The 20500-nt window shown below is 70.4% G+C and carries 14 protein-coding genes and 1 riboswitch; of the genes, 4 read left to right on the top strand and 10 right to left on the bottom strand.

Annotation, left to right across the window (positions count from 1 at the left end; translation table 11 throughout):
- Positions 1 to 12: 12 nt before the first annotated feature.
- Positions 13 to 2967, bottom strand: a complete 2955-nt coding sequence (locus tag CG747_RS24070) for a bifunctional GNAT family N-acetyltransferase/acetate--CoA ligase family protein (protein WP_100603901.1) — start codon at positions 2965 to 2967, stop codon at positions 13 to 15.
- A gap of 188 nt (positions 2968 to 3155) precedes the next feature.
- Here CG747_RS24070 and CG747_RS24065 point away from each other — a divergent pair, with 188 nt between their 5' ends.
- Positions 3156 to 3437: an HPr family phosphocarrier protein gene (locus tag CG747_RS24065; RefSeq protein WP_100603900.1), complete on the top strand. Its 282-nt coding sequence runs from the start codon at positions 3156 to 3158 to the stop codon at positions 3435 to 3437.
- 489 nt (positions 3438 to 3926) lie between these two features.
- Here the strand turns inward: CG747_RS24065 and CG747_RS24060 are convergent, their stop codons facing one another.
- From CG747_RS24060 to CG747_RS24045, 4 genes are all read right to left on the bottom strand, one after another.
- Positions 3927 to 4613, bottom strand: coding sequence for a GntR family transcriptional regulator (locus CG747_RS24060; protein ID WP_180985682.1), 687 nt, complete (start codon positions 4611 to 4613; stop codon positions 3927 to 3929).
- Between the two features lie 285 nt (positions 4614 to 4898).
- Positions 4899 to 5690 (bottom strand): M23 family metallopeptidase, encoded by a 792-nt coding sequence (locus CG747_RS24055; protein ID WP_100603898.1) that lies wholly within the window; start codon positions 5688 to 5690, stop codon positions 4899 to 4901.
- 12 nt (positions 5691 to 5702) lie between these two features.
- Positions 5703 to 5859, bottom strand: a riboswitch (cyclic di-AMP (ydaO/yuaA leader).
- A gap of 309 nt (positions 5860 to 6168) precedes the next feature.
- Complete coding sequence (locus tag CG747_RS24050) at positions 6169 to 7551, bottom strand: pitrilysin family protein (protein WP_180985692.1); 1383 nt, start codon at positions 7549 to 7551, stop codon at positions 6169 to 6171.
- A gap of 38 nt (positions 7552 to 7589) precedes the next feature.
- Positions 7590 to 8930 carry a pitrilysin family protein gene (locus CG747_RS24045; RefSeq protein WP_100603896.1) on the bottom strand — a complete coding sequence of 447 codons (1341 nt, stop codon included), beginning with the start codon at positions 8928 to 8930 and terminating at the stop codon, positions 7590 to 7592.
- Positions 8931 to 9256: 326 nt separating this feature from the next.
- On the opposite strand from CG747_RS24045, the gene CG747_RS24040 reads away from it, so the two are divergent.
- Positions 9257 to 11701, top strand: a complete 2445-nt coding sequence (locus CG747_RS24040; RefSeq protein WP_100603895.1) for a DNA topoisomerase (ATP-hydrolyzing) subunit A — start codon at positions 9257 to 9259, stop codon at positions 11699 to 11701.
- A gap of 207 nt (positions 11702 to 11908) precedes the next feature.
- On the opposite strand, the gene CG747_RS24035 is transcribed toward CG747_RS24040, so the two are convergent.
- A complete protein-coding gene (locus CG747_RS24035; RefSeq protein WP_100603894.1) occupies positions 11909 to 13021 on the bottom strand; it encodes a GTP-binding protein in 1113 nt (370 codons plus the stop codon).
- A gap of 473 nt (positions 13022 to 13494) precedes the next feature.
- Between CG747_RS24035 and CG747_RS24030 the strand changes: the two genes are divergently transcribed.
- Entirely contained in the window at positions 13495 to 14505 is a 1011-nt protein-coding gene (locus CG747_RS24030; RefSeq protein WP_100603969.1) for a sucrase ferredoxin, read from the top strand.
- Positions 14506 to 15101: 596 nt separating this feature from the next.
- On the opposite strand, the gene CG747_RS24025 is transcribed toward CG747_RS24030, so the two are convergent.
- The 4 genes from CG747_RS24025 to CG747_RS24010 all read right to left on the bottom strand — a co-directional run bounded on the left by CG747_RS24025 (position 15102) and on the right by CG747_RS24010 (position 19737).
- The gene (locus tag CG747_RS24025) at positions 15102 to 15776 is read right to left on the bottom strand and encodes a response regulator transcription factor (RefSeq protein WP_100603893.1); all 675 of its coding nucleotides are present in this window, start codon (positions 15774 to 15776) and stop codon (positions 15102 to 15104) included.
- A complete protein-coding gene (locus CG747_RS24020; RefSeq protein ID WP_100603892.1) occupies positions 15773 to 16939 on the bottom strand; it encodes a sensor histidine kinase in 1167 nt (388 codons plus the stop codon). The genes CG747_RS24025 and CG747_RS24020 overlap by 4 nt, the downstream gene beginning before the upstream one ends.
- Positions 16940 to 16969: 30 nt before the next feature.
- The gene (locus CG747_RS24015) at positions 16970 to 17458 is read right to left on the bottom strand and encodes a DUF1453 domain-containing protein (RefSeq protein WP_100603891.1); all 489 of its coding nucleotides are present in this window, start codon (positions 17456 to 17458) and stop codon (positions 16970 to 16972) included.
- A gap of 158 nt (positions 17459 to 17616) precedes the next feature.
- On the bottom strand, positions 17617 to 19737 hold the full coding sequence (locus CG747_RS24010; protein ID WP_100603890.1) for a type IIA DNA topoisomerase subunit B: 2121 nt from the start codon (positions 19735 to 19737) through the stop codon (positions 17617 to 17619).
- Between the two features lie 445 nt (positions 19738 to 20182).
- On the opposite strand from CG747_RS24010, the gene CG747_RS24005 reads away from it, so the two are divergent.
- Complete coding sequence (locus CG747_RS24005) at positions 20183 to 20413, top strand: hypothetical protein (protein WP_100603889.1); 231 nt, start codon at positions 20183 to 20185, stop codon at positions 20411 to 20413.
- Positions 20414 to 20500 lie beyond the last annotated feature (87 nt).

The following is a 20500-nucleotide window of genomic DNA, read 5'->3' as shown; positions in this document are numbered from 1 at the left end:
GCCGCGAGAGCCTCAGTAGACGGGCAGCCGGCGGGGCCCGAGGTCAGTGGTGGCGGGCGGTCTGGCGAGCCGGACGGAGGCGCCCAGGACGGCCAGGCCGTGCTGGGCGACGACGACGGGCTCGAGGTCGACGGCGACCACCTCCGGGTGGTCGTCGACGAGCCGGGAGACCCGTAGCAGCAGCTCCTCCAGGGCGGCGGTGTCCACGGGCTGCGAACCGCGCCAGCCGAACAGCAGCGGGGCGCTGCGGATCGACCGGATCTGCTCGTTGACCTCGCGATCGGTGGCCGGAATCAGACGGTGGGCGATATCGCCGAGCAGCTGGGAGGGCGCGCCGGCCAGTCCGAAGGAGAGGACCGCGCCGGCGGCGGGGTCGATGGCGGCGCGGACGATGGTGTCGACGCCGCGCGGCACCATCGCCTGGACGACCGGCCCCAGCTCTTCGGGGGAGCCCAGGAAGTCGGTCAATTCGGCGTACGTACGGCGGAGTTCGGCCTCGCCGGCGATGTCGAGGCGGACGCCGCCGAGGTCGGCGCGGTGCCGCAGGTGGGGGGCGGTGGTCTTGAGGGCGACCGGGTAGCCGAGGCGGGCGGCGGCGCGGACGGCGGCGTCCGGGTCGGGGGCCGGGAGGGTGGGGCGGGAGTGGATGCCGTAGCGGGCCAGCAGGGCCTCGGCGTCGGCGGGCGGCAGCGCGACGGAGCGGCCGGGGGCGACGTCCGTGGTGAGCCGGTCGAGCAGCTGCTCGATGTCGGCGCCGGCCGCCGCCTCCTGGATGTCGTCGTAAGCGGGCACCCGGCCTGGTTCGGTGGCCGCTCGGCGCCACGCGGCGTAGCGGACGGCCTCGGCGAGGGCTCGGACGGCGCGCTCGGCGGCCGGGTAGGCGGGGATGCGGACGGGGCGGGGGCGGGCCGGGGCGTCGGGGGCGGGTGCCCGGTCCGGGGCGGGCGCGGGGGCCGGGGGGCGGGGCGGGGACGGCGGGTGCGGCGGCCGGGGCGGGGTGACGGGCCCGGCCTGGGCTTCGGGGGCGGAGCTCTGAGGCGGGGCGGCCGGTTCGCGGGGCGCGTGCGGGTCGTAGGGCTCCGGTGGGGCCGCGAGCGTCTCGGCCAGGTCGTCCATCGCCAGGTGGACGACGGTGACCGGCTTGCCCGGGTCGGCGGCGGCCGCGGCGCGCAGGGCGTCGGCGAGCGCGGTGCCCTCGCTCTCCCCCGGAGCGGCGGCGTCCTCCTCCGCCACCCAGGGGATGGCGGTGACGACGACGGCGTCGCAGCCGGGTCCGGCGAGCGCCTCGGCGAGCGCGGCGCGGAAGTCGTCGGGGGTCGCCGCGGAGGGCAGCACGCGGGGGCGCTGCGGGCGCAGCCCTTCGGTGAGGCAGGCGTCGTAGGCCAGCAGGGCCAGCGATTCGGAGTTGCCCAGGATGGCGACGCGCGGGCCGGCCGGCAGCGGCTGGGAGGCCAGCACCAGCCCGGCGTCGATCAGTTCGGTGACGGTGTCGACGCGGATCACGCCGGCCTGGCGCATCAGCGCGGCGACGGTGCTGTCGGGGACGCGGACGGTGGGGACGGCGTGGCCCAGGGGGGCGGTGCCGTGGTGTCGGCCCCCCTTGGCGACCACCACGGGTTTCACGGCGGCGGTGCGGCGGGCCAGCCGGGCGAATTTCCGGGGGTTGCCGATGGACTCCAGGTAGAGGATCGCGACGTCGGTGTGCGGGTCGTCGTACCAGAACTGGAGGAGGTCGTTGCCGGAGACGTCGGCGCGGTTGCCGGCGGATACGAAGGTGGAGATACCGGCGATGCCGCCGTCGCCGGGGCCGCGTGCGTGCAGTCCGCTGAGCAGCGCGATGCCGATCGCGCCGGACTGGGTGAACAGGCCGATCCGGCCGGCGCCGGGCATCCGAGGGGTGAGGGAGGCGTTCAGCCGGACGTCGGGAGTGGTGTTGATCAGCCCGAAGGCGTTGGGCCCGATGAGGCGCATCCCGTAGGAGCGGGCCTGGCGGAGCAGGTCGCGCTGCCGCTCGCGGCCGTCGGGGCCGGCCTCGGCATAGCCCGAGGAGAGGACCAGTACTCCTTGGACGCCGTGTTCGCCGCAGTCGCGGACGACGTCGGGGACGCCGGCCGGGGGGACGGCGATCACCGCCAGGTCGACCGGATCGGGGATCTCGCGCACGGAACGGGCGGCGGGGACGCCCTCGGGCTCCAGACGCCGCAGGTCCTCGGGGAAGGCGTGGTTGACGGCGTGCACCCGGCCGGTGAAGCCGGCGTCGAGGATGTTGCGCAGGGCGGTGCGGCCGATGCCGCCGGGGGCGCGGCCGGTGCCGATGACGGCGATCGAGCCGGGGGCGAGCAGGCGTTGGACGGAGCGGGCTTCGGCGCGCTGCTCGCGGCCGCGCATCACGGCCATGGACTGCTCGGTCGGTTCGAGGTCGAACTCCAGGCGGACGACGCCGTCCTCGAAGGTGCGCTTCTGGGTGTACCCGGCGTCCGTGAACACTTTGATCATCTTGGTGTTGGCGGGCAGGACCTCGGCGGCGAACCGGCGGATGCCGCGCTCGCGGGCGACGGCGGCGATGTGCTCCAGGAGGGCGGAGGCGACGCCGCGGCCCTGGTGGGCGTCCTGGACGAGGAAGGCGACCTCGGCCTGGTCGTCCTCGGGGCGCTTGGCGGGCAGTCCTCGCTCGTCGATCCGGTCGTAGCGGACGGTGGCGATGAACTCGCCGCCCACCGTGGCGGCCAGGCCGACCCGGTCGACGTAGTCGTGGTGGGTGAACCGGTGGACGTCACGGTCGGACAGGCGCGGATACGGCGCGAAGAAGCGGTAGTACTTCGATTCGTCCGAGACCTGCTCGTAGAAGGAGACCAGCCGCTCGGCGTCGGCGGGCGTGATGGGCCGGATGCGTGCCGTGCCGCCGTCGCGCAGCACCACGTCGGCTTCCCAGTGGGTCGGGTAGGCGTGATCCGGCGGCGTCTGCATGCGGACAGCGTACGGCGGGGCACCGACAACGGGCTCGACGTGCGTACGCTCGTTTTCCCGGGCCTCGCCGCAGTGGCACCGAGGACCTGGAAGGGGGGCCGGGAAGCCGGGACGGAGGACTGCGGGACCACTCCTGACAGCGTGCGAGAATGGTCTAGACAACAGTCACGACTTTGAAGGGCAACACCATGGCTGAGCGTCGCGTCAATGTCGGTTGGGCCGAGGGCCTGCACGCCCGCCCCGCGTCGATCTTCGTCCGAGCGGCCACCGCCTCCGGTGTCCCGATGACGATCTCCAAGGCCGGCGGCAACCCCGTCAACGCCGCGTCCATGCTCGCGGTCCTGGGCCTGGGCGCCCAGGGTGGCGAGGAGATCGTGCTGGCCTCCGACGCCGAGGGTGCCGAGGCTGCGCTCGAGCGCCTGGCGAAGCTGGTCGCGGAGGGTCTCGAGGAGCTCCCCGAGACTGTCTGAGGAGCGCCGGGGCCGCGCGCCCCGTCCACTACTTCTCCTGATGCGGCCCCGCCGCGGTGACCGGGACATCCGGCTACTGCGGCGGGGTCGTTTCGCTGTGGAGGCGTCGCGGGAGCCTCGGCTACGCGGGCCATCGCAGGTGACGTCGTGTGCGGTCATGTGCGGGCACGTGCGGCAGTCTCGCCGGCCGGCGTCACACCGGCGTCCGGAAGCGCGGTGGGGGGGCAGGACGCTGTGGCATTACGTACGGGCGTCGGTGAGCCTCGCCCGGAAATCGCCCAACCGCCTTCTTTTTCCGCCCCCTCTTTCGCCATACGAGAATTTCCGCTAGCCCGGATATCTCGCCGACCAGAATTCCCCTCCGGTGAATTCATCGCGCCAGGGTGACGAGAACGGAGCTCGAGCACTCAGCCTCTCCGCCCCACCCCCACCTTTCCTTCCGCACGCCAGCAATTCCCCTACGCACCCTCTTTGTATACGGGGCGATTGTTAAGTGCGGGCGCGTGCCGTGTTGACGGGTCGTTTCACCTCCCTCACAGCAGGAGCGGCACGCCGCAGCCGGTACACGGGGAGCGACCGTTCGACGTGCGCCGCCATGAGGGCGCGTGCCCGTTCCGCGTCACCACGGGCCACCGCGTCGAGCACGGCGCCGTGCTCGTCCCACGAATCGGCGGGCCGGGCCGGCGGCTCCACGGCGTACACCCACTCGATCTTGCGCCGCAGCTGCGTGAGGAGCGTCGTGAGGCTGGGGCTGCCGGCCGCCTGGGCGAGCGTTTCGTGGAACCAGGCGTCCAGCTGACGCAGGTCCGCGGGGTGACCGTGGCGGGCCCGCTCCCGGCCGAGTCGCACCAGGCCGCGTAACACCTTCAGGTGGGCGGAGCTCCGACGGGCAGCCGCACGGGCCGCGCCCAGCGGCTCCAGAAGGGCGCGGACGTCGAGGAGGTCGGCGGCCTCCTGTTCGGTGAGTTCGGCGACGCAGGCGCCCGCGTGGTGGCGGGTGGTCACGAACCCCTCGGACTGGAGGGTGCGCAGCGCTTCCCGCACCGGAACCCGGGAGACGCCGTACCGCGCGGCGAGAATGTCCTCGACCAACCGGCTTCCCGGCGCGAGCACACCCGACACAATATCGTCACGAATCGCCGTACACACCGCATGCGCGGAAATGTGACCTCGCATCGTCCGTGCCTCCGCCGTAATTCCCGGAAACGTCGCCGCTCGGCGACTTTCCCCGACTCTATTCGACCGGGGCGCGTTTCCCCTCGGGACGTCGTGAATTCATCGGCGCTTTTCGGCCGGGGGGAGGGAGGGGTGCCGTGCGGGCGGTCCGCCGATGGCCCGGGGGAAACGCCGAGTGCCCTACGGAGACACCGAGGGCCCTACAGAGACAGCAGAGCCCCGGCGCGCCAGGTGGCGGGCCGGGGCTCCGGGGGACGGTACTGCGGCGGAGAGATCGCGGTCAGGTCAGACGGTGACGCCGTGCGCGCGGAGGTAGGCGATCGGGTCGATGTCCGAGCCGTAGTCGGGGCCCGTGCGGGCCTCGAAGTGGAGGTGCGGTCCCGTGGTGTTGCCGGTGTTGCCCGAGAGGGCGATCTGCTGGCCCGGGGTGACCGCCTGGCCGACCGTCACCCCGATCGACGAAAGGTGACCGTACTGGGTGTACGTACCGTCGTTCATCCGGATCACGATGTTGTTGCCGTACGCACCGCCCCAGCCGGCCTCGACGATGGTGCCCGAGCCCACGGCGTGGACGGGGGTACCGGAGGCGGCGTGGAAGTCGATGCCGGTGTGGCTGCCCGAGGACCACAGGCCGCTGGACGCCTTGTACCCGGTGGAGACGTAGGAACCGGTCACGGGCGCGACGAAGGTGTTGAGGCGCTTGCGCTCGGCCTCGCGGGCGGCGCGCACCTTGGCCGCGCGCTCCTCCTCGGCCTTCTTCTCGGCCTTCTTCTTCGCCACCTCGGCCAGCCGCACGGCCTCGGCCTCGGCCTTCGCCCTGGCCGCGTTGGCCTCGGCGGTCGCCTGCTGCGCGTCGGCCTGGGCCTCGATCCGGACGGCGAGCTCGTCACCCACCACGACGGCCTGCTGCAGGCCGGTTTCGTGGGGGGCCGACTCGTCCGTGGCGGCCAGCGCGGGCGACGCCACGGAGGCGACGACGCCAGAGGCGGCGAGGGTGGCTATGCCGGCGAGGGTGCGGGTGGTACGAGCGCTGCGGCTCGCACGGCGGTGCTTCCCGGTGGCACGGGTGAACGCCATGTACTGGCTGGTCCTTTCCTTCCCTCTCGCCTACCGGGTTAGCTGACGGGTTCGGAGCAGGAAGGTCTCCTACGGGCTCCTCCGGAGAGGGGCCCGATTCACCCCAAGGGACGGATGGGTCCCCGGCTCCCCTGGCTCGCGCCGTACGGGGACTCGGCGATGGCTGTCCGGTGCCACTGTTGTGGCGGACTTGTGACGAACAGCCGGACCGACGCTAAACGGGACAACTTTCAATCGGCAAACAGAAGCGGATTTTTGTGCGGTACGCCACACGCGAATCGGGCAACCGACGCAACCGAGCGGGCAACGCCGACCACCCGCCGGACGCGACCCCACGGAGTCACGCACTCCCGACACACAGCCGACCCGGCGCGCAGAAAAAGCGGCTCCCGTGGCAAGTGACCGCCAGGGGAGCCGCTTTGTCGACAAGAGCCGATACCTGACGAACCGTCGAGTGACGGGGCGTCACGCGGTCGGGTCAGCCGCTGACGACCGTCACCTCGCCGATGCCCAGCGCCTTGACGGGCTCGGCGATCTGCGCCGCGTCACCCACCAGGACCGTCACCAACCGGTCCATCGGGAAGGCGCTGACGACCGCCGCGGTCGCCTCGACCGTGCCGGTCTCCGCGAGCCGGACGTACAACTGCGCCTGGTAGTCGTCCGGGAGCTGCTGCTCCACCTGGTCGGCCAGCGTCCCGGCGACGGCGGCCGCGGTCTCGTACTTCAGCGGCGCGACACCGACGAGGTTCTGCACCGCGACGTCGCGCTCGGCGTCCGTCAGCCCCTCTGCCGCGAGGGTGCGCAGCACCGTCCACAGGTCCTGGAGGGCCGGCCCGGTGGAAGCGGTGTCCACCGACCCGCTGATGGCCAGCAGCGCGGCGCCGGTCGCCCCCTCCGGGGAGGACGGCGCGGAGGAGCGCAGGACCTGCCCGAAGGAGCGCACCCCGTAGGTGTAGCCCTTCTCCTCGCGCAGTACCCGGTCCAGCCGGGACGTGAGGGTGCCGCCGAGGCAGTACGTGCCGAGCACCTGGGCGGGCCACACCCGGTCGTGCCGGTCGGCGCCGATCCGGCCGATGAGCAGCTGCGTCTGGACGGCGCCGGGACGGTCGACGATCACCACGCGGCCGGTGTCGTCGGCGACGACCGGGGACGGCTTCGGCGGCTCGACGACGGAGCCCGTCCAGGCGCCGAGGGTGTCGGCCAGCGCCGCGTCCAGGTCGACGCCGGTGAAGTCACCGACGATGACGGCGGTGCCCGTGGCGGGCCGGATGTGCGTGTCGTAGAAGGCCCGGACGGCGGCCGCGTCGATCCGCGCGACGGTCTCCTCGGTGCCCTGCCGGGGCCGGGACATCCGGGAGGTGGCCGGGAAGAGCTCCTTGGACAGCGCCATCGCGGCGCGCCGCGCCGGGTTGGCCAGCTCGTGCGGGATCTCGTCGAGGCGGTTGCCGACCAGCCGCTCGATCTCGCTGTCCGGGAAGGCGGGGGCGCGCAGTGCGTCGGCGAGCAGGCCGAGGGCGCGCGGCAGCCGGGAGGCCGGGACCTCCAGGGAGACCCGTACGCCGGGGTGGTCGGCGTGCGCGTCCAGGGTGGCGCCGCAGCGCTCCAGCTCGGCGGCGAACTCCTCGGCGGTGTGCTTGTCGGTGCCCTCGGACAGGGCACGGGCCATGATCGTGGCGACGCCGTCGAGGCCCTCGGGCTCGGACTCCAGAGGGGCGATGAGGTTGATCTCCACGGCGACGACCTGCTGGCCGGGGCGGTGGCTGGTCAGGAGGGTCAGCCCGTTGGCCAGCCGGCTGCGCTCGGGCGCGGGGAAGGCCCACGGCTTGGGGGCGCCGCCGCGCGGCTGCGGGTGGAACTCCATGGTGCTCACGGGGGCGTCTGCGGGGGTGGTGGCGTCGGTCACTTGGCCGCCTCCTCTTCCTCGGTGCCGGCGGCGTCGGTCTGTGCGGTGGGCTCGTAGACGAGCACGGCGCGGTTGTCGGGGCGCAGCCGGGCCTTGGCGGCCGCCTGCACCTCCAGCGGGGTGATCTCCAGGACGCGCTGGACGGCGGTCAGCGCGAGCTGCGGATCACCGAACAGGACGGCGAAGCGGCACAGTTCGTCGGCGCGGCCGCTGACCGTGGCGAGCCGGTCCAGCCATTCGCGCTCCAGTTGGGCCTGGGCCCGCTCCATCTCCGCCGGGGTCGGCCCCTCCTCGGCGAAGCGGGCCAGCTCCTCGTCGACGGCCGCCTCGATGGCGGGCACCTCTGCGCCACCGGACGCCTTCACGTCCAGCCAGCCCAGCGAGGGCGCGCCCGCCAGCCGCAGCAGGCCGAAGCCGGCGGCGACGGCGCTGCGGTCGCGCCGCACCAGGCGGTTGTACAGGCGGGAGGACTCGCCGCCGCCCAGGATGGTGAGCGCGAGGTCGGCGGCGTCCGCCTCACGGGTGCCGTCGTGCGGGAGGCGGTACGCGGCCATCAGGGCACGGGAGGGGACGTCCTCCTCCACGACGGTGCGGATCTGCTCGCCGATGGTCTCGGGCAGGCTGCCGTCGCGCGGCGGCTGCTTGCCGTCGTGCGAGGTGATCGAGCCGAAGTACTTCTCCACCCAGGCCAGCGTCTGCTCGGGGTCGATGTCGCCCACGATGGACAGGACCGCGTTGTTGGGCGCGTAGTAGGTGCGGAAGAAGGCCCGCGCGTCCTCCAGAGAGGCGGCGTCGAGGTCGGCCATCGACCCGATGGGGGTGTGGTGGTACGGGTGGCCGTCCGGGTACGCCATGGCCGTCAGCTTCTCGAAGGCCGTGCCGTAGGGGACGTTGTCGTAGCGCTGGCGGCGCTCGTTCTTGACGACGTCGCGCTGGTTCTCCAGGGACTCGTCGTCGAGTGCGACCAGCAGCGAGCCCATCCGGTCCGCCTCCAGCCAGAGGGCGAGCTCCAGCTCGTGGGCGGGCATGGTCTCGAAGTAGTTGGTGCGCTCGAAGCTGGTGGTCCCGTTGAGCGAGCCGCCGGCGCCCTGGACGAGCTCGAAGTGGCCGTTGCCCTTCACCTGCCCGGACCCCTGGAACATCAGGTGCTCGAAGAGGTGAGCCAGGCCGGTACGGCCCTTGACCTCGTGGCGCGAGCCGACGTCGTACCACAGGCAGACGGCCGCCACCGGCGTCAGGTGGTCTTCGGAGAGCACCACGCGCAGGCCGTTGGCCAGCCGGTGCTCGGTCGCTGTCAGGCCGCCGGAGCCGGCTTCTTCTGTGGCCGTGTGACCCATGGGCATGTACGTCCCTTCGATCCGCTTGCGAGGAAGTTCTGTCACTGTATGCAACCGCGTCGGCATCTGGCGAAGTTCCCGTGAGGAAGGCCCCGAACGTGCGCCGTGCCCCGCGGCGGGGCGGGAAGGGGGGAGTCGTGGTGAGCGTTGTCAGTGGGGCGGTCCACAATGGTCCGCGTCAGACTCATCGGACTCGCCGGTCGGTCCGCCGGCCGGCCGGTCAACATCGATCCCGGCGTCGGGCCGAAGCGTTGACCCAATAGCGTTGATCCCACAGCGTTGATCACACATCGGCAGTAGACGCAGCAGAAGGAGCCGCAGCCGCGATGGCCCGCCGCAGCACGAAGACCCCGCCGCCGGACGACTTCGAGGAGAGGATCCTCGACATCGACGTCGTCGACGAGATGCAGGGTTCCTTCCTCGAGTACGCGTACTCGGTCATCTACTCGCGCGCCCTGCCGGACGCCCGCGACGGTCTCAAGCCCGTACACCGACGCATCCTCTACCAGATGAACGAGATGAGCCTGCGGCCCGACCGCGGGTACGTGAAGTGCGCCCGGGTCGTCGGCGAGGTGATGGGTAAGCTCCACCCGCACGGCGACGCGTCGATCTACGACGCCCTGGTACGCATGGCACAGCCGTTCTCGATGCGGCTGCCGCTGGTGGACGGGCACGGCAACTTCGGCTCGCTGGGCAACGACGACCCGCCCGCCGCGATGCGGTACACCGAGTGCCGGATGGCGTCGGCGACGTCCCTGATGACGGAGTCCATCGAAGAGGACACCGTCGATTTCACGCCCAACTACGACGGTCAGGAGCAGGAACCGGTCGCCCTCCCTGCCGCGTATCCGAACCTCCTCGTCAACGGGACGTCCGGGATCGCCGTCGGCATGGCGACGAACATGCCGCCGCACAACCTCGGCGAGGTGATCGCCGCGGCCCGCCACCTGATCAAGCACCCGAACGCCGATCTCGACGCCCTGATGCGCTTCGTGCCGGGTCCGGACCTGCCGACGGGCGGCCGGGTCGTGGGCCTGAGCGGCGTACGGGACGCGTACGAGAAGGGCCGCGGCACGTTCAAGATCCGCGCGACGGTCACGGTGGAGAACGTCACGGCCCGCCGAAAGGGCCTGGTCGTCACCGAACTCCCCTTCGCGGTCGGTCCGGAGAAGGTCATCTCCAAGATCAAGGACCTGGTGGGGTCCAAGAAGCTCCAGGGCATCGCGGACGTGAAGGACCTCACCGACCGCCAGCACGGCCTGCGGCTGGTGATCGAGGTCAAGAACGGCTTCCACCCCGAGGCCGTGCTGGAGCAGCTCTACAAGCTCACGCCGATGGAGGAGTCCTTCGGCATCAACAACGTCGCCCTGGTGGACGGCCAGCCGCTGACGCTGGGCCTGAAGGAGCTGCTGGAGGTCTACGTCGACCACCGCTTCGACGTGGTGCGCCGGCGCAGCGAGTTCCGCCGTACCAAGCGGCGCGACCGGCTCCACCTGGTCGAGGGCCTGCTGACCGCCCTGGTGGACATCGACGAGGTCATCCGCCTGATCCGGTCCAGCGACAACAGCGCCCAGGCCAAGGAACGCCTGATGGAGCGGTTCGGGCTGAGCGAGGTGCAGACCCAGTACATCCTCGACACCCCGCTGCGCCGGCTGACCAAGTTCGACCGGATCGAGCTGGAGGCGGAGCGCGACCGGCTGGAGTCCGAGATCGCGGAGCTGACCCGGGTCCTGGACTCCGACGCGGAGCTGCGCAAGCTGGTCTCCGGCGAGCTGGCGGCGGTCGCCAAGAAGTACGGCACGCCGCGCCGGACGGTCCTGCTGGAGTCGGCGGGCGCCTCGGTGGCCGCGGTCCCGTTGGAGGTCTCCGACGACCCGTGCCGGGTGCTGCTGTCCTCCACGGGCCTGCTGGCGCGTACGACCACGGCGGACACGGCGTTCGACGCCGACGCCAAGCGCGCCAAGCACGATGTGATCGTCTCGGCGGTGCCGGCGACGGCGCGTGGCGAGGTGGGCGCGGTGACGTCCCACGGGCGGCTGCTGCGGCTGTCGGTGATCGACCTGCCGCAACTGCCGGACACCACGACGCCGAACCTCTCCGGTGGCGCGCCGATCTCGGAGTTCCTGAGCCTCCAGGACGACGAGCGGCTGGTGTGCCTGACGACGCTGGACGAGTCCTCGCCGGGCCTCGCCCTCGGTACGGAGCAGGGCGTCGTGAAGCGGGTGGTGCCCGACTATCCGTCCAACAAGGACGAGTTGGAGGTCATCGCCCTCAAGGAGGGCGACCGCATCGTGGGCGCGATGGAGCTGCGCACGGGCGAGGAGGATCTGGTCTTCGTCACCGACGAGGCGCAGCTGCTCCGCTATCCGTCGTCGCAGGTACGGCCGCAGGGCCGGCCGGCGGGCGGTATGGCGGGCATCAAGCTGGGCCAGGGTACGAAGGTGATCGCCTTCGCGGCGGTCGATCCGGCCGCGGACGCCATGGTGTTCACCGTCGCCGGGTCGCACGGCATGCTGGACGACTCGGTGGCGACGGCCAAGCTCACCCCGTTCGACCAGTACCCGCGCAAGGGCCGGGCCACCGGCGGTGTCCGCTGCCAGCGGTTCCTGAAGGGTGAGGACTGCCTGACGATGGCCTGGGTCGGCCCGGCGCCGGTACGGGCCGCTGACGCCAAGGGTGCAGCGGTCCCGCTGCCGGAACCGGATCCCCGCCGAGACGGCTCCGGCCTCGCGCTGACCAGCCAGGTGGCGGCACTGGCCGGCCCCGTGTAACCACGACGGACCGCACACGCGACGCCGCCGGGATGGCGAACGACCACCCCGGCGGCGTCAGTTGTACGCAACGGGAATCAACCCGGAGGGGCTGCCGCCGACGGCCTACTTCGCCGGCTCCCGGCCTGAAGGGCAACGACCGCCTCACGGCTGGCCACCCCGCCGTGAGCGAAGCAGACAGCGGGACGGCCCGCATCCCAACCGTCCTCATTCCTCCTGCGCGGGCACATACCGCAGCACGCCCCACATGCTGTTCTCGTCGGCCTCAGCCGGCGCTGCCTGCCGGCAGTTCTCCAGCTCCTTGCGCAGCGCTGGCGCGTCGACTCCACTGCCGATCATCACCAGCTGGGTGCACCGTTCCTCCCCCTTGGCCCACGGCTCGGGGTAGAAGCGCAGAAAGTTGCCGACCGCGTGCAGCACGAACTTCTGACGGTTCTCCGGGACGTCGAAGTGAACGAATCCCTTGATCCGGTAGAGCCCACCGGGGCGACTGTCGAGGAACTCCATCAGGCGACGCGGATGCATCGGCTCGACGGACGTGAACTCCACGCTCTCGTAAGCGGCGTGGAGGTGTCCGTTGTGATCGCGATCGCAGTCGACGCAACCCTCGTGGTCATGCTCGCCACCACCGTCGACTCGCTCCCCCGGGGACCCGTTGGCAGAAGCCTCACGCAGCAGATCTTCGAACGACAGCTGGCGTACGGCGGCGTTGCGGTCCTCCCCCGGACCGCGGTCGAAGAACAGCTCCGGTTCGATCCGTCCGAAGGACGTGCTGATCACCGGCTTGCCGGGAGCAAGATCCGCGAGTGTCCCGTTGAGCTCCTGCCGCGCCTCGTCCCCGATCCGGTCTGCCTTGTTGAGCACCACGAGGTCGGCGATTGCCACGTGCCGGTCCAGTTCGGGGTGTCGGGCGCGGGTGTCCGCGAACTCCGCGGCATCGACGACCTCGATCAGTCCGCCGTAGACGATCCGGTCGTTGTCGCTCGCGAGGATCATCCGGATGAGTTCCTGCGGCTCGGCCAGCCCGCTGGCCTCGATGACAATCACGTCGATACGCGCGGCAGGGCGGGCCAGCCGCTCAAGGTAGGTGTCCAGTTCGCTGGTGTCGACTGCACAGCACAGACACCCGTTGCCGAGCGAGACCATCGAGTCCACCTGCCCGGCGACCGTCATGGCGTCGATCTCGATGCTGCCGAAATCATTGACGATCGCACCGATCCGGGTGCCGTCGCCGGCGCGCAGCAGATGGTTGAGGAGGGTGGTCTTGCCCGACCCCAGAAAGCCCGCGAGGACGACGACCGGGATCTGTTGCGTGGCCAAGGGAGCGCCTCCATGGTGCAGGTGGCGGGCCGCACGGCCCGGCGGCGGACGAGCTGTCGATCGTAACGGACCACCCGCGTCACAAACCGGTTTGCCTCCTACCCCACCGGGACCGCCCCGGACGAACACGTCACGACCGTAACTGCAACCGCGGCGTACCGGACGCGCCTCATCCCCAGATCGCCCTGCAGATGTCCTTGGAGCTCCGGCTCTACCGCAGGTCAAGGGCCATCCCCCCGACCACGTGAGGCATGCGCCCCCTACGCGACGTCCTCAGGGCCTCCGCCCACCCGCCGTAGGAGCCGCCGGCAACGGTCTCCTGCTCCTCGGCCTCACCGGACGGCGCCGCAGCCATCGCCCTCCGTGCCCGACTCCGCTGTACCGGAGGCACGACACACCACCGCACTCGTCGTTGCATGCCTCGCCGCTCTCCCGGCATTCCGGACATGGCGCTCCGGGTTAGGCTCACCTTCGTGAGCACATGCACTACCGCTTCCCTCGAAGCGGCCGAACCCCTCGCCGGAACGGCAGCTACCGCCCAGACCTGGCTGTTGATCGAGCAGACCGGACCGTGGGGAGCCAAGGCGCTGGCGGACAGCCACCTCGACCCGCACATCGGCCGGGCCTTGGAAGCTGCGACGGAAAATACCGGTGTACGCGTTGCTCTCATCCGCCGCCCTGGACGCCATGCCGATCTTCACGGCACTCCCCGGCGTCGGCTCTTCCTCGCGCACACGGCACCTGGCCGCTCTTGGATCCGCACCACCGTCGTCACCGACCCTCGAGCTGCGCTCGGGCTGGATTTCGCCGCCGCGGGAGCCGGAGATCATCGCGGTCTCTGGGAACCGTACACCGGCGAACCACTGGTGCTCGTGTGCACCAACGGCAAGCGGGATCGCTGCTGTGCGCTCCTCGGCCGCCCGCTGGCCGCCCGGCTGGCTGACGAGGGCAACGCGACCTGGGAGGTGACGCACATCGGTGGTCACCGCTTCTCCCCCACCCTTTTCGTCCTCCCCCACGGCTACGCCTACGGACGCGCCTCGACTGAACTCGTCGAGGATGTCGTGGAAGCGGCGCGCAGTGGCCGTGTCGTCCTCGACCAGTGCCGGGGCCGGTCGACGTGGGACCGGCCGGCCCAGGCAGCCGACCTCGCGGTCCGCGAGTTGCTCCGGGAGCGGCGCGCGGACGCACTCGATGTCATACGGACCGACTCGGTGCGGCCCGAACCGGGGGACGCCCACGGACGGACGTCCGGAGGTGGGCCGGCTGCGGACGTCGTTCGGAGTTGGGCGATCACCGTTGCGCATGCAGACGGACGTGCCTGGCGCGTGGTGATCGATCAGCGGACCGATGGTGCTCCGGCGCCCGCCAGCTGTGGTGCGCCGCTCGGTCCACCGACGCGGATGGCGGTCGCCTCCATCACCACGCTCGCGGACAGCACTGCCGCCGGGCAGCCCCTCGCGCCTGCTCTTCCGCCGCTCTGACGCCGCGGGTGGATCTGGCTCCGCTGCTCTCCCACCACGCCTGGATGGCCGCATTCCACCAGGCCGTCCGCCACCTGCCCCTACGGTGCAAGCCCACGCAACTCCCAACGCCAGTCCCAGCGTCGCGGCAAACCCCACCCCCAACATCGGCCCTAGGCATCGCAGTACGGTGGCCCGTCTCCCCGTGCCTCGTACTGCCACATTCGCTACCCGCGCACCAGCCCCCACGGCGCACATGCCTGTCCCCCTTCGCGCGCGGCCCTTGCGCGCACCCTGCCGGCTCTCTCACCCGTCCCAGCGCGGCACTCCGCGGCGCCACCGACAAGGCATGAGACCGGCCCGACTCGCAGACCTGACCCTGCGAGCGTACGCACACACAATCCGCAACCGCAGAGCCTGTGGATAACTCCACCGCCGGCCCCGGCACGGGCTTCGCCATCACCTCGATGAGCCCCGTCTCGAGCCCTCAGGAGGGAGGCGCTACTCCGCGTCCATGCCCTCGGAACGCCTCCATCACGGCGCCCAAGTCAGAGCCACCGAACTACCGACACCAACAACACCTGCTGCCCCGGGGGCAAGCACCTCGCCTCGTCGGATTACGGTGCAGCCGTGCCGGGAGGGTCCGCGAGGCCGTGCCGATAGGCATAGTGGATCGCCTGCGCCCGGTCACGCAGCCCCGCCTTGGCGAAGAGGTTGTTGATGTGGGTCTTCACCGTCGCCGTGGAGACGTGCAGCGTACGAGCGATCTCCGGATTGGTCTGCCCTTCCGCAACGAGCCGTAGGACCTCAACCTCCCTCGCGGTGAGCCCGTCCGGCGGCTCGTCGGGGGGTTCGGGGCGGCTGCGTGCAGGCTCGGCGATGCGCTCCAGCAGGCGCCGCTGAATCTTCGGTGACAGCCCGGCCTCACCCGAGAGCACGTCGTCGATGGCGCGAACGATCTCATCCCCGTCCGCGTCTTTGGTGAGGTACCCGCGAGCGCCGGCCTGCAGGGCGGGAAAGAGCGAGTCGTCATCGGCGTAGGTCGTGAGCACCACGACCTGGGTGCCGGGGTGGTCCGCACGGATACGACGGGTGGCCTCAACGCCATCGCAGCGCGGCATCCGGAGGTCCATCAGGACGACGTCGGGGGCGAGTTCGGCGACCATCCGGACGGCCTCGTCCCCATCGGCCGCCGAACCAACAACCTCGATGCCCGGCAGCAGCCCCAGCAGCATCACGATTCCTTCGCGCACCACTGTCTGGTCATCGGCCACGACCACACGCGCCGTCATGCGGGCACTCGCAACCGCACCACAAAGCCCTCCTCATCGGGGCCGGACTCCAGCGTTCCGCCGAGGAGTTCGGCGCGCTCCCGCATCCCGAGAAGACCGTACCCGGAACCGCTCTGTGCGAGCTCACCCGGCTTGCCGCGCCCACCGGAGTCACGCACCACCAGCCCCACGTTGTCGTCGGCGTACTCCAGCCGCACACGTACCTGAGCGCCAGGTGCGTGCTTGCGCGCGTTCGTCAGCGCCTCCTGCGCGACCCTTCGGACCGCGAGCCCCGCCTCCGCGGACAGTACGCGCTGCTCACCCACGACTTCCAGCTGCGTGCCCTCAGCGGCCGTCAGGCGGCGCAGGAAGTCCTCGACCGGGATCATCTCCCCACGCAGTGCGGAAAGAGCCTCACGCGTGCCGTCAAGCCCTTCTCGCGCCATTCCACGACAGGCCACCACCCGCTCCAGCAGTTGTTCACGGTCCGCCTCCAGATCGGTGCTGCGCTGGATCAGCTGCCGAGCCGCCTCCAAATGCACCAACTGGGCACTCAGGCTGTGCGCGAGGATGTCGTGAATCTCGCGTGCGATGCGGCCTCGTTCGGCGAACGCCGCGGTTTCGGCCTCGGCCTTGCGGGCCGCGCGTTCCTGGGCCAGCAGTCGCTGTGCGTTGCCGCGCGCCTCGGCGTCCAGGCGTACGACATAGCCGGCCAGGGCCAGGCCTGCGGCAGTCACGGCGGTGGTCAGCCAGTTGTCGTTGTTCACCCCGGCGAATGCACCGAGTGCAATGGCGGAGCACGGCACCGCGGCGCTGAGGGGCAGTCGCTCCATCGCCGTCATGGCGCAGGCGCACCAGAGGACGATCGCCGGCAAACGGGCGCCGACCAGGAAGAAGCCGAAGGCGGCGGCCTCCAGTACGACGAACAGCCCGATGGAGGGCCAGATCCGTCGCTCCAGTGTCAGGTGGAAGAAGCCCCGGAACGCCAGCACGGTGATGGCCATTCCGGCGGCCGCTGCGACCAGTCCCCAACCGCTGAAGGTCCCTGCCCCGAAGGTGGCCCACAGCAGGCCCCCGATCACGATGATGCGTATACCGCGGCCGATCCACAGACGCGTTTCGCTCTGGCCCTCATGGGTGAGCGACTCCCGCAGCGGCCATCTCGTCCAGGCATTCGGCGGCACGTCGGGTCCTTTCGGTGCGTGGCGCAGGTCTCAGACCGCAACAGGGACACGGTACGTCTGCTGCAGCCCCTGGGACCGCCACGTGGTCACACCGGCACGGGTCAGCAGCATCGCCGCTACGGACAGCAGGGTCGCCTGGCTGCCCTGGTGGACGCCCAGGACAGCGGCTATGCCTGTGAGGCCCAGGCGCAGAGCCATACCGCCGAGCCACACACCTGCTGCCGCCCAGGTCCCCTTGGTCCAGACCTCGCCGTTCTCGTCCGTCCACATGCGTGTCGTCCACGCCCATGCCGCACCGCTGGCCAGTCCGATGAGGAGCGTCGCGACCAGCAGGACCACGGAGGCGGCGCGATGGGCGGGATCCAGGAGGGCGGGCTGCCGCAGCGCCATGAAGATCAGGACGGCCGGCATCAGCCACCACTTCCTGCCTTCCGATGTGATCCGCTGCGCCGTGAACTGCCGCGCGAAGACGATCGCGACAACCGCGATGAGCACAGCGATGTTGAGCAAGCCGCTCATGGCCTGAGCCTCCGTGGGACGGGGAATTTCGACCCTCCCGACGCTACGGAGAGGGGCCCGTCGACCGGATCGGAGCCAGGGTGGGACGCGGGTGGAAATGACGACGGGCGTCTCTCCACCCGCGGGTGGAGAGACGCCCGTACGGAGCCGCGGCCGACTCAGGTGTCGATGCGTGAACGGTCCAGCGTGGCGGCAGAGTTGGTGATGAACTCCTTACGGGGAGCGACTTCGTTACCCATCAAGAGGTCGAAGGCCTTCTCGGCAGCTTCGAGGTCGCTGATGTTGATCCGACGCAGGGTGCGGTGGCGCGGGTCCATGGTCGTTTCGGCGAGCTGGTCGGCGTCCATCTCACCTAGGCCCTTGTAGCGCTGGATGCCGTCCTTGTAGCGGACGTTCTTGCGCTGGAGTTCCAGGAGCGTCTGCCGCAGCTCGTTGTCCGAGTACGTGTAGATGTACTTCTCCTGGCCCTTTTTGGGGTTGATCAGCTCGACGCGGTGCAGCGGCGGAACGGCGGAGAAGACCCGGCCCTGTTCGACCATCGGCCGCATGTAGCGCTGGAACAGCGTCAGCAGCAGACAGCGGATGTGGGCGCCGTCGACGTCCGCGTCGGCGAGGAAGATGACCTTGCCGTAACGGGCGGCGTCGATGTCGAAGGTGCGGCCGGAACCGGCCCCTATGACCTGGATGATGGAGCCGCATTCGGCATTCTTCAGCATGTCCGAGACCGACGACTTCTGGACATTGAGGATCTTGCCGCGGATAGGCAGCAGCGCCTGGAACTCCGAGTTCCGCGCCAGCTTGGCGGTGCCCAGCGCCGAGTCGCCCTCGACGATGAACAGCTCGCTGCGGTCGACGTCATCACTGCGGCAGTCGGCCAGCTTGGCCGGCAGCGACGAGGATTCCAGCGCCGTCTTCCGACGCTGCGCCTCCTTGTGCTGGCGGGCGGCGATACGCGTACGGGCCGCGGCGACGATCTTCTCCAGAACGGCACGCGCCTGCTGCTTGGCGTCCCGCTTGGTGGAGGTCAGGAACGCCTTGAGTTCCTTGCTGACCACCTGGGCCACGATCCGGGACGCCGCCGAGGTGCCGAGCACCTCCTTGGTCTGGCCCTCGAACTGCGGCTCCGCGAGCCGCACGGTGACGACGGCGGTGAGGCCCTCCATGGCGTCGTCCTTGACGACGTCGTCCTCGGCGACGCGCAGCAGCTTGCTGGCCCGCAGCACCTCGTTGACCGTCTTGGCCACCGAGCGCTCGAATCCGGCGACGTGGGTGCCGCCCTTGGGGGTGGCGATGATGTTGACGAACGACTTGACCGTCGCGTCATAACCGGTGCCCCAACGAAGGGCGATGTCGACGGCCAGTTCACGGGTGACTTCGGTGGGCGTCATGTGGCCGCGCTCGTCGAGCACCGGCACGGTCTCCTTGAACGTGCCCTGGCCCGTCAGCCGCAGGACGTCGCAGACGCCCTTGTCCTGCGCGAGGTACTCGCAGAACTCGCTGATGCCGCCGTCGTAGCGGAACGTCTCTTCCGTCTTCCCTGCGCCGTCGATGCCGCGCTCGTCCCGGACGATGATGGTCAGGCCCGGCACCAGGAAGGCGGTCTGGCGGGCGCGGGCGTGCAGCGTCTCCAGGGAGAGCTTGGCGTCTTTGAGGAAGATCTGCCGGTCGGCCCAGTAGCGCACCCGGGTGCCGGTCTTGATCTTGGGGATGCGCTTGCCCTTGTGCAGCCCGTTCGCGGGCTCGAAGGGAGCATCCGGGCCGGCTTTGGCGAAGGCACCGGGGACGCCGCGGCGGAAGCTGATCGCGTGCGTCTTGCTGTTGCGGTCGACCTCGACGTCGAGCCGCGCGGAGAGCGCGTTGACGACCGAGGCGCCGACGCCGTGCAGACCGCCGGACGCGGCGTACGAGCCACCGCCGAACTTTCCGCCGGCGTGCAGTTTGGTCATCACGACCTCGACGCCGCTGAGCCCGGTCTTGGGCTCGACGTCGACGGGGATGCCGCGGCCGTTGTCCTGGACCTCCACGGACCCGTCGTCGTGGAGGATCACCTCGATGTGGTCGCAGTAGCCGCCGAGCGCCTCGTCGACGGAATTGTCGATGATTTCCCACAGGCAGTGCATCAGGCCACGACTGTCCGTCGAGCCGATATACATGCCGGGACGCTTCCGGACGGCTTCCAGGCCCTCGAGGACGAGCAGGTGCCGCGCGGTGTAGTTGGAACCGTCCCGGTCTGCCCCGGTCAGCACTGCGGTGGACGGCACGGACATCTCGGCGGTCACGCGGTTCGCTCCTCGCTGAATTTCTGGCAGTCCGCATTCCGCGGACTCGGTTGTGGCGGTGTCGCCGGTGAGAGGGTACCGAGGCCTAGTAGAGCCGATGTGACGCCACCCGTGAGCATGACCATGGTAGTAGAATTTCGCTCGTACGTTCGATCGCTCGATGGGGTGACGTCCGAGTGACGTGCACATCACGTTCCCTTCGAGGCATGAACCATTTAGGCTCCGGGCACGTCCTCATCAACAACCGGCAAGCCAGCCGGGAGGGCAGACTTCAGCAACCAACGTGAATCAGACCACCACGCAATACGGCTCATTCGCCGCCACCCGGCAGCACCCGGCCCCCTCGAAAGAAATTTTTCGGGGAAAAGGCACGAGCGGGAACGTTTTCGGCCTGGTTGGATGTTGACCCTGGTACGACAGCTCGTCGAGCTAGAGAAGAGGCGACGTGACTACTGTTCTGACACCCGCGAGCCCGCTGACGGCCGCTGACCGGTGCGACCGCTGCGGCGCCCAGGCATACCTGCGCGTCGTCCTGATGTCCGGCGGAGAACTGCTCTTCTGCGCCCACCACGGCCGCAAGTTCGAGCCAGAACTCAAGAAGATCGCCGCGGAAATACAGGACGAGACGGAGCGGCTCACCACCACTCCAAAGTCTGCGTCCGAAGAGGAACGCTGACACTTCGCATCCACGACGAGCGAGTAGCGGCCGAGCGCCGTGCGGCGGGCGGTCTTTCCGGCACCACCGGGGAGGCCGCCCGTACTC

It is taken from the genome of Streptomyces sp. CB02959, assembly GCF_002803155.1.
Classification (GTDB): domain Bacteria; phylum Actinomycetota; class Actinomycetes; order Streptomycetales; family Streptomycetaceae; genus Streptomyces.
The sequence above is the reverse complement of the archived record's forward strand: the minus strand, read 5'-3'. Positions and strand labels throughout refer to the sequence as shown.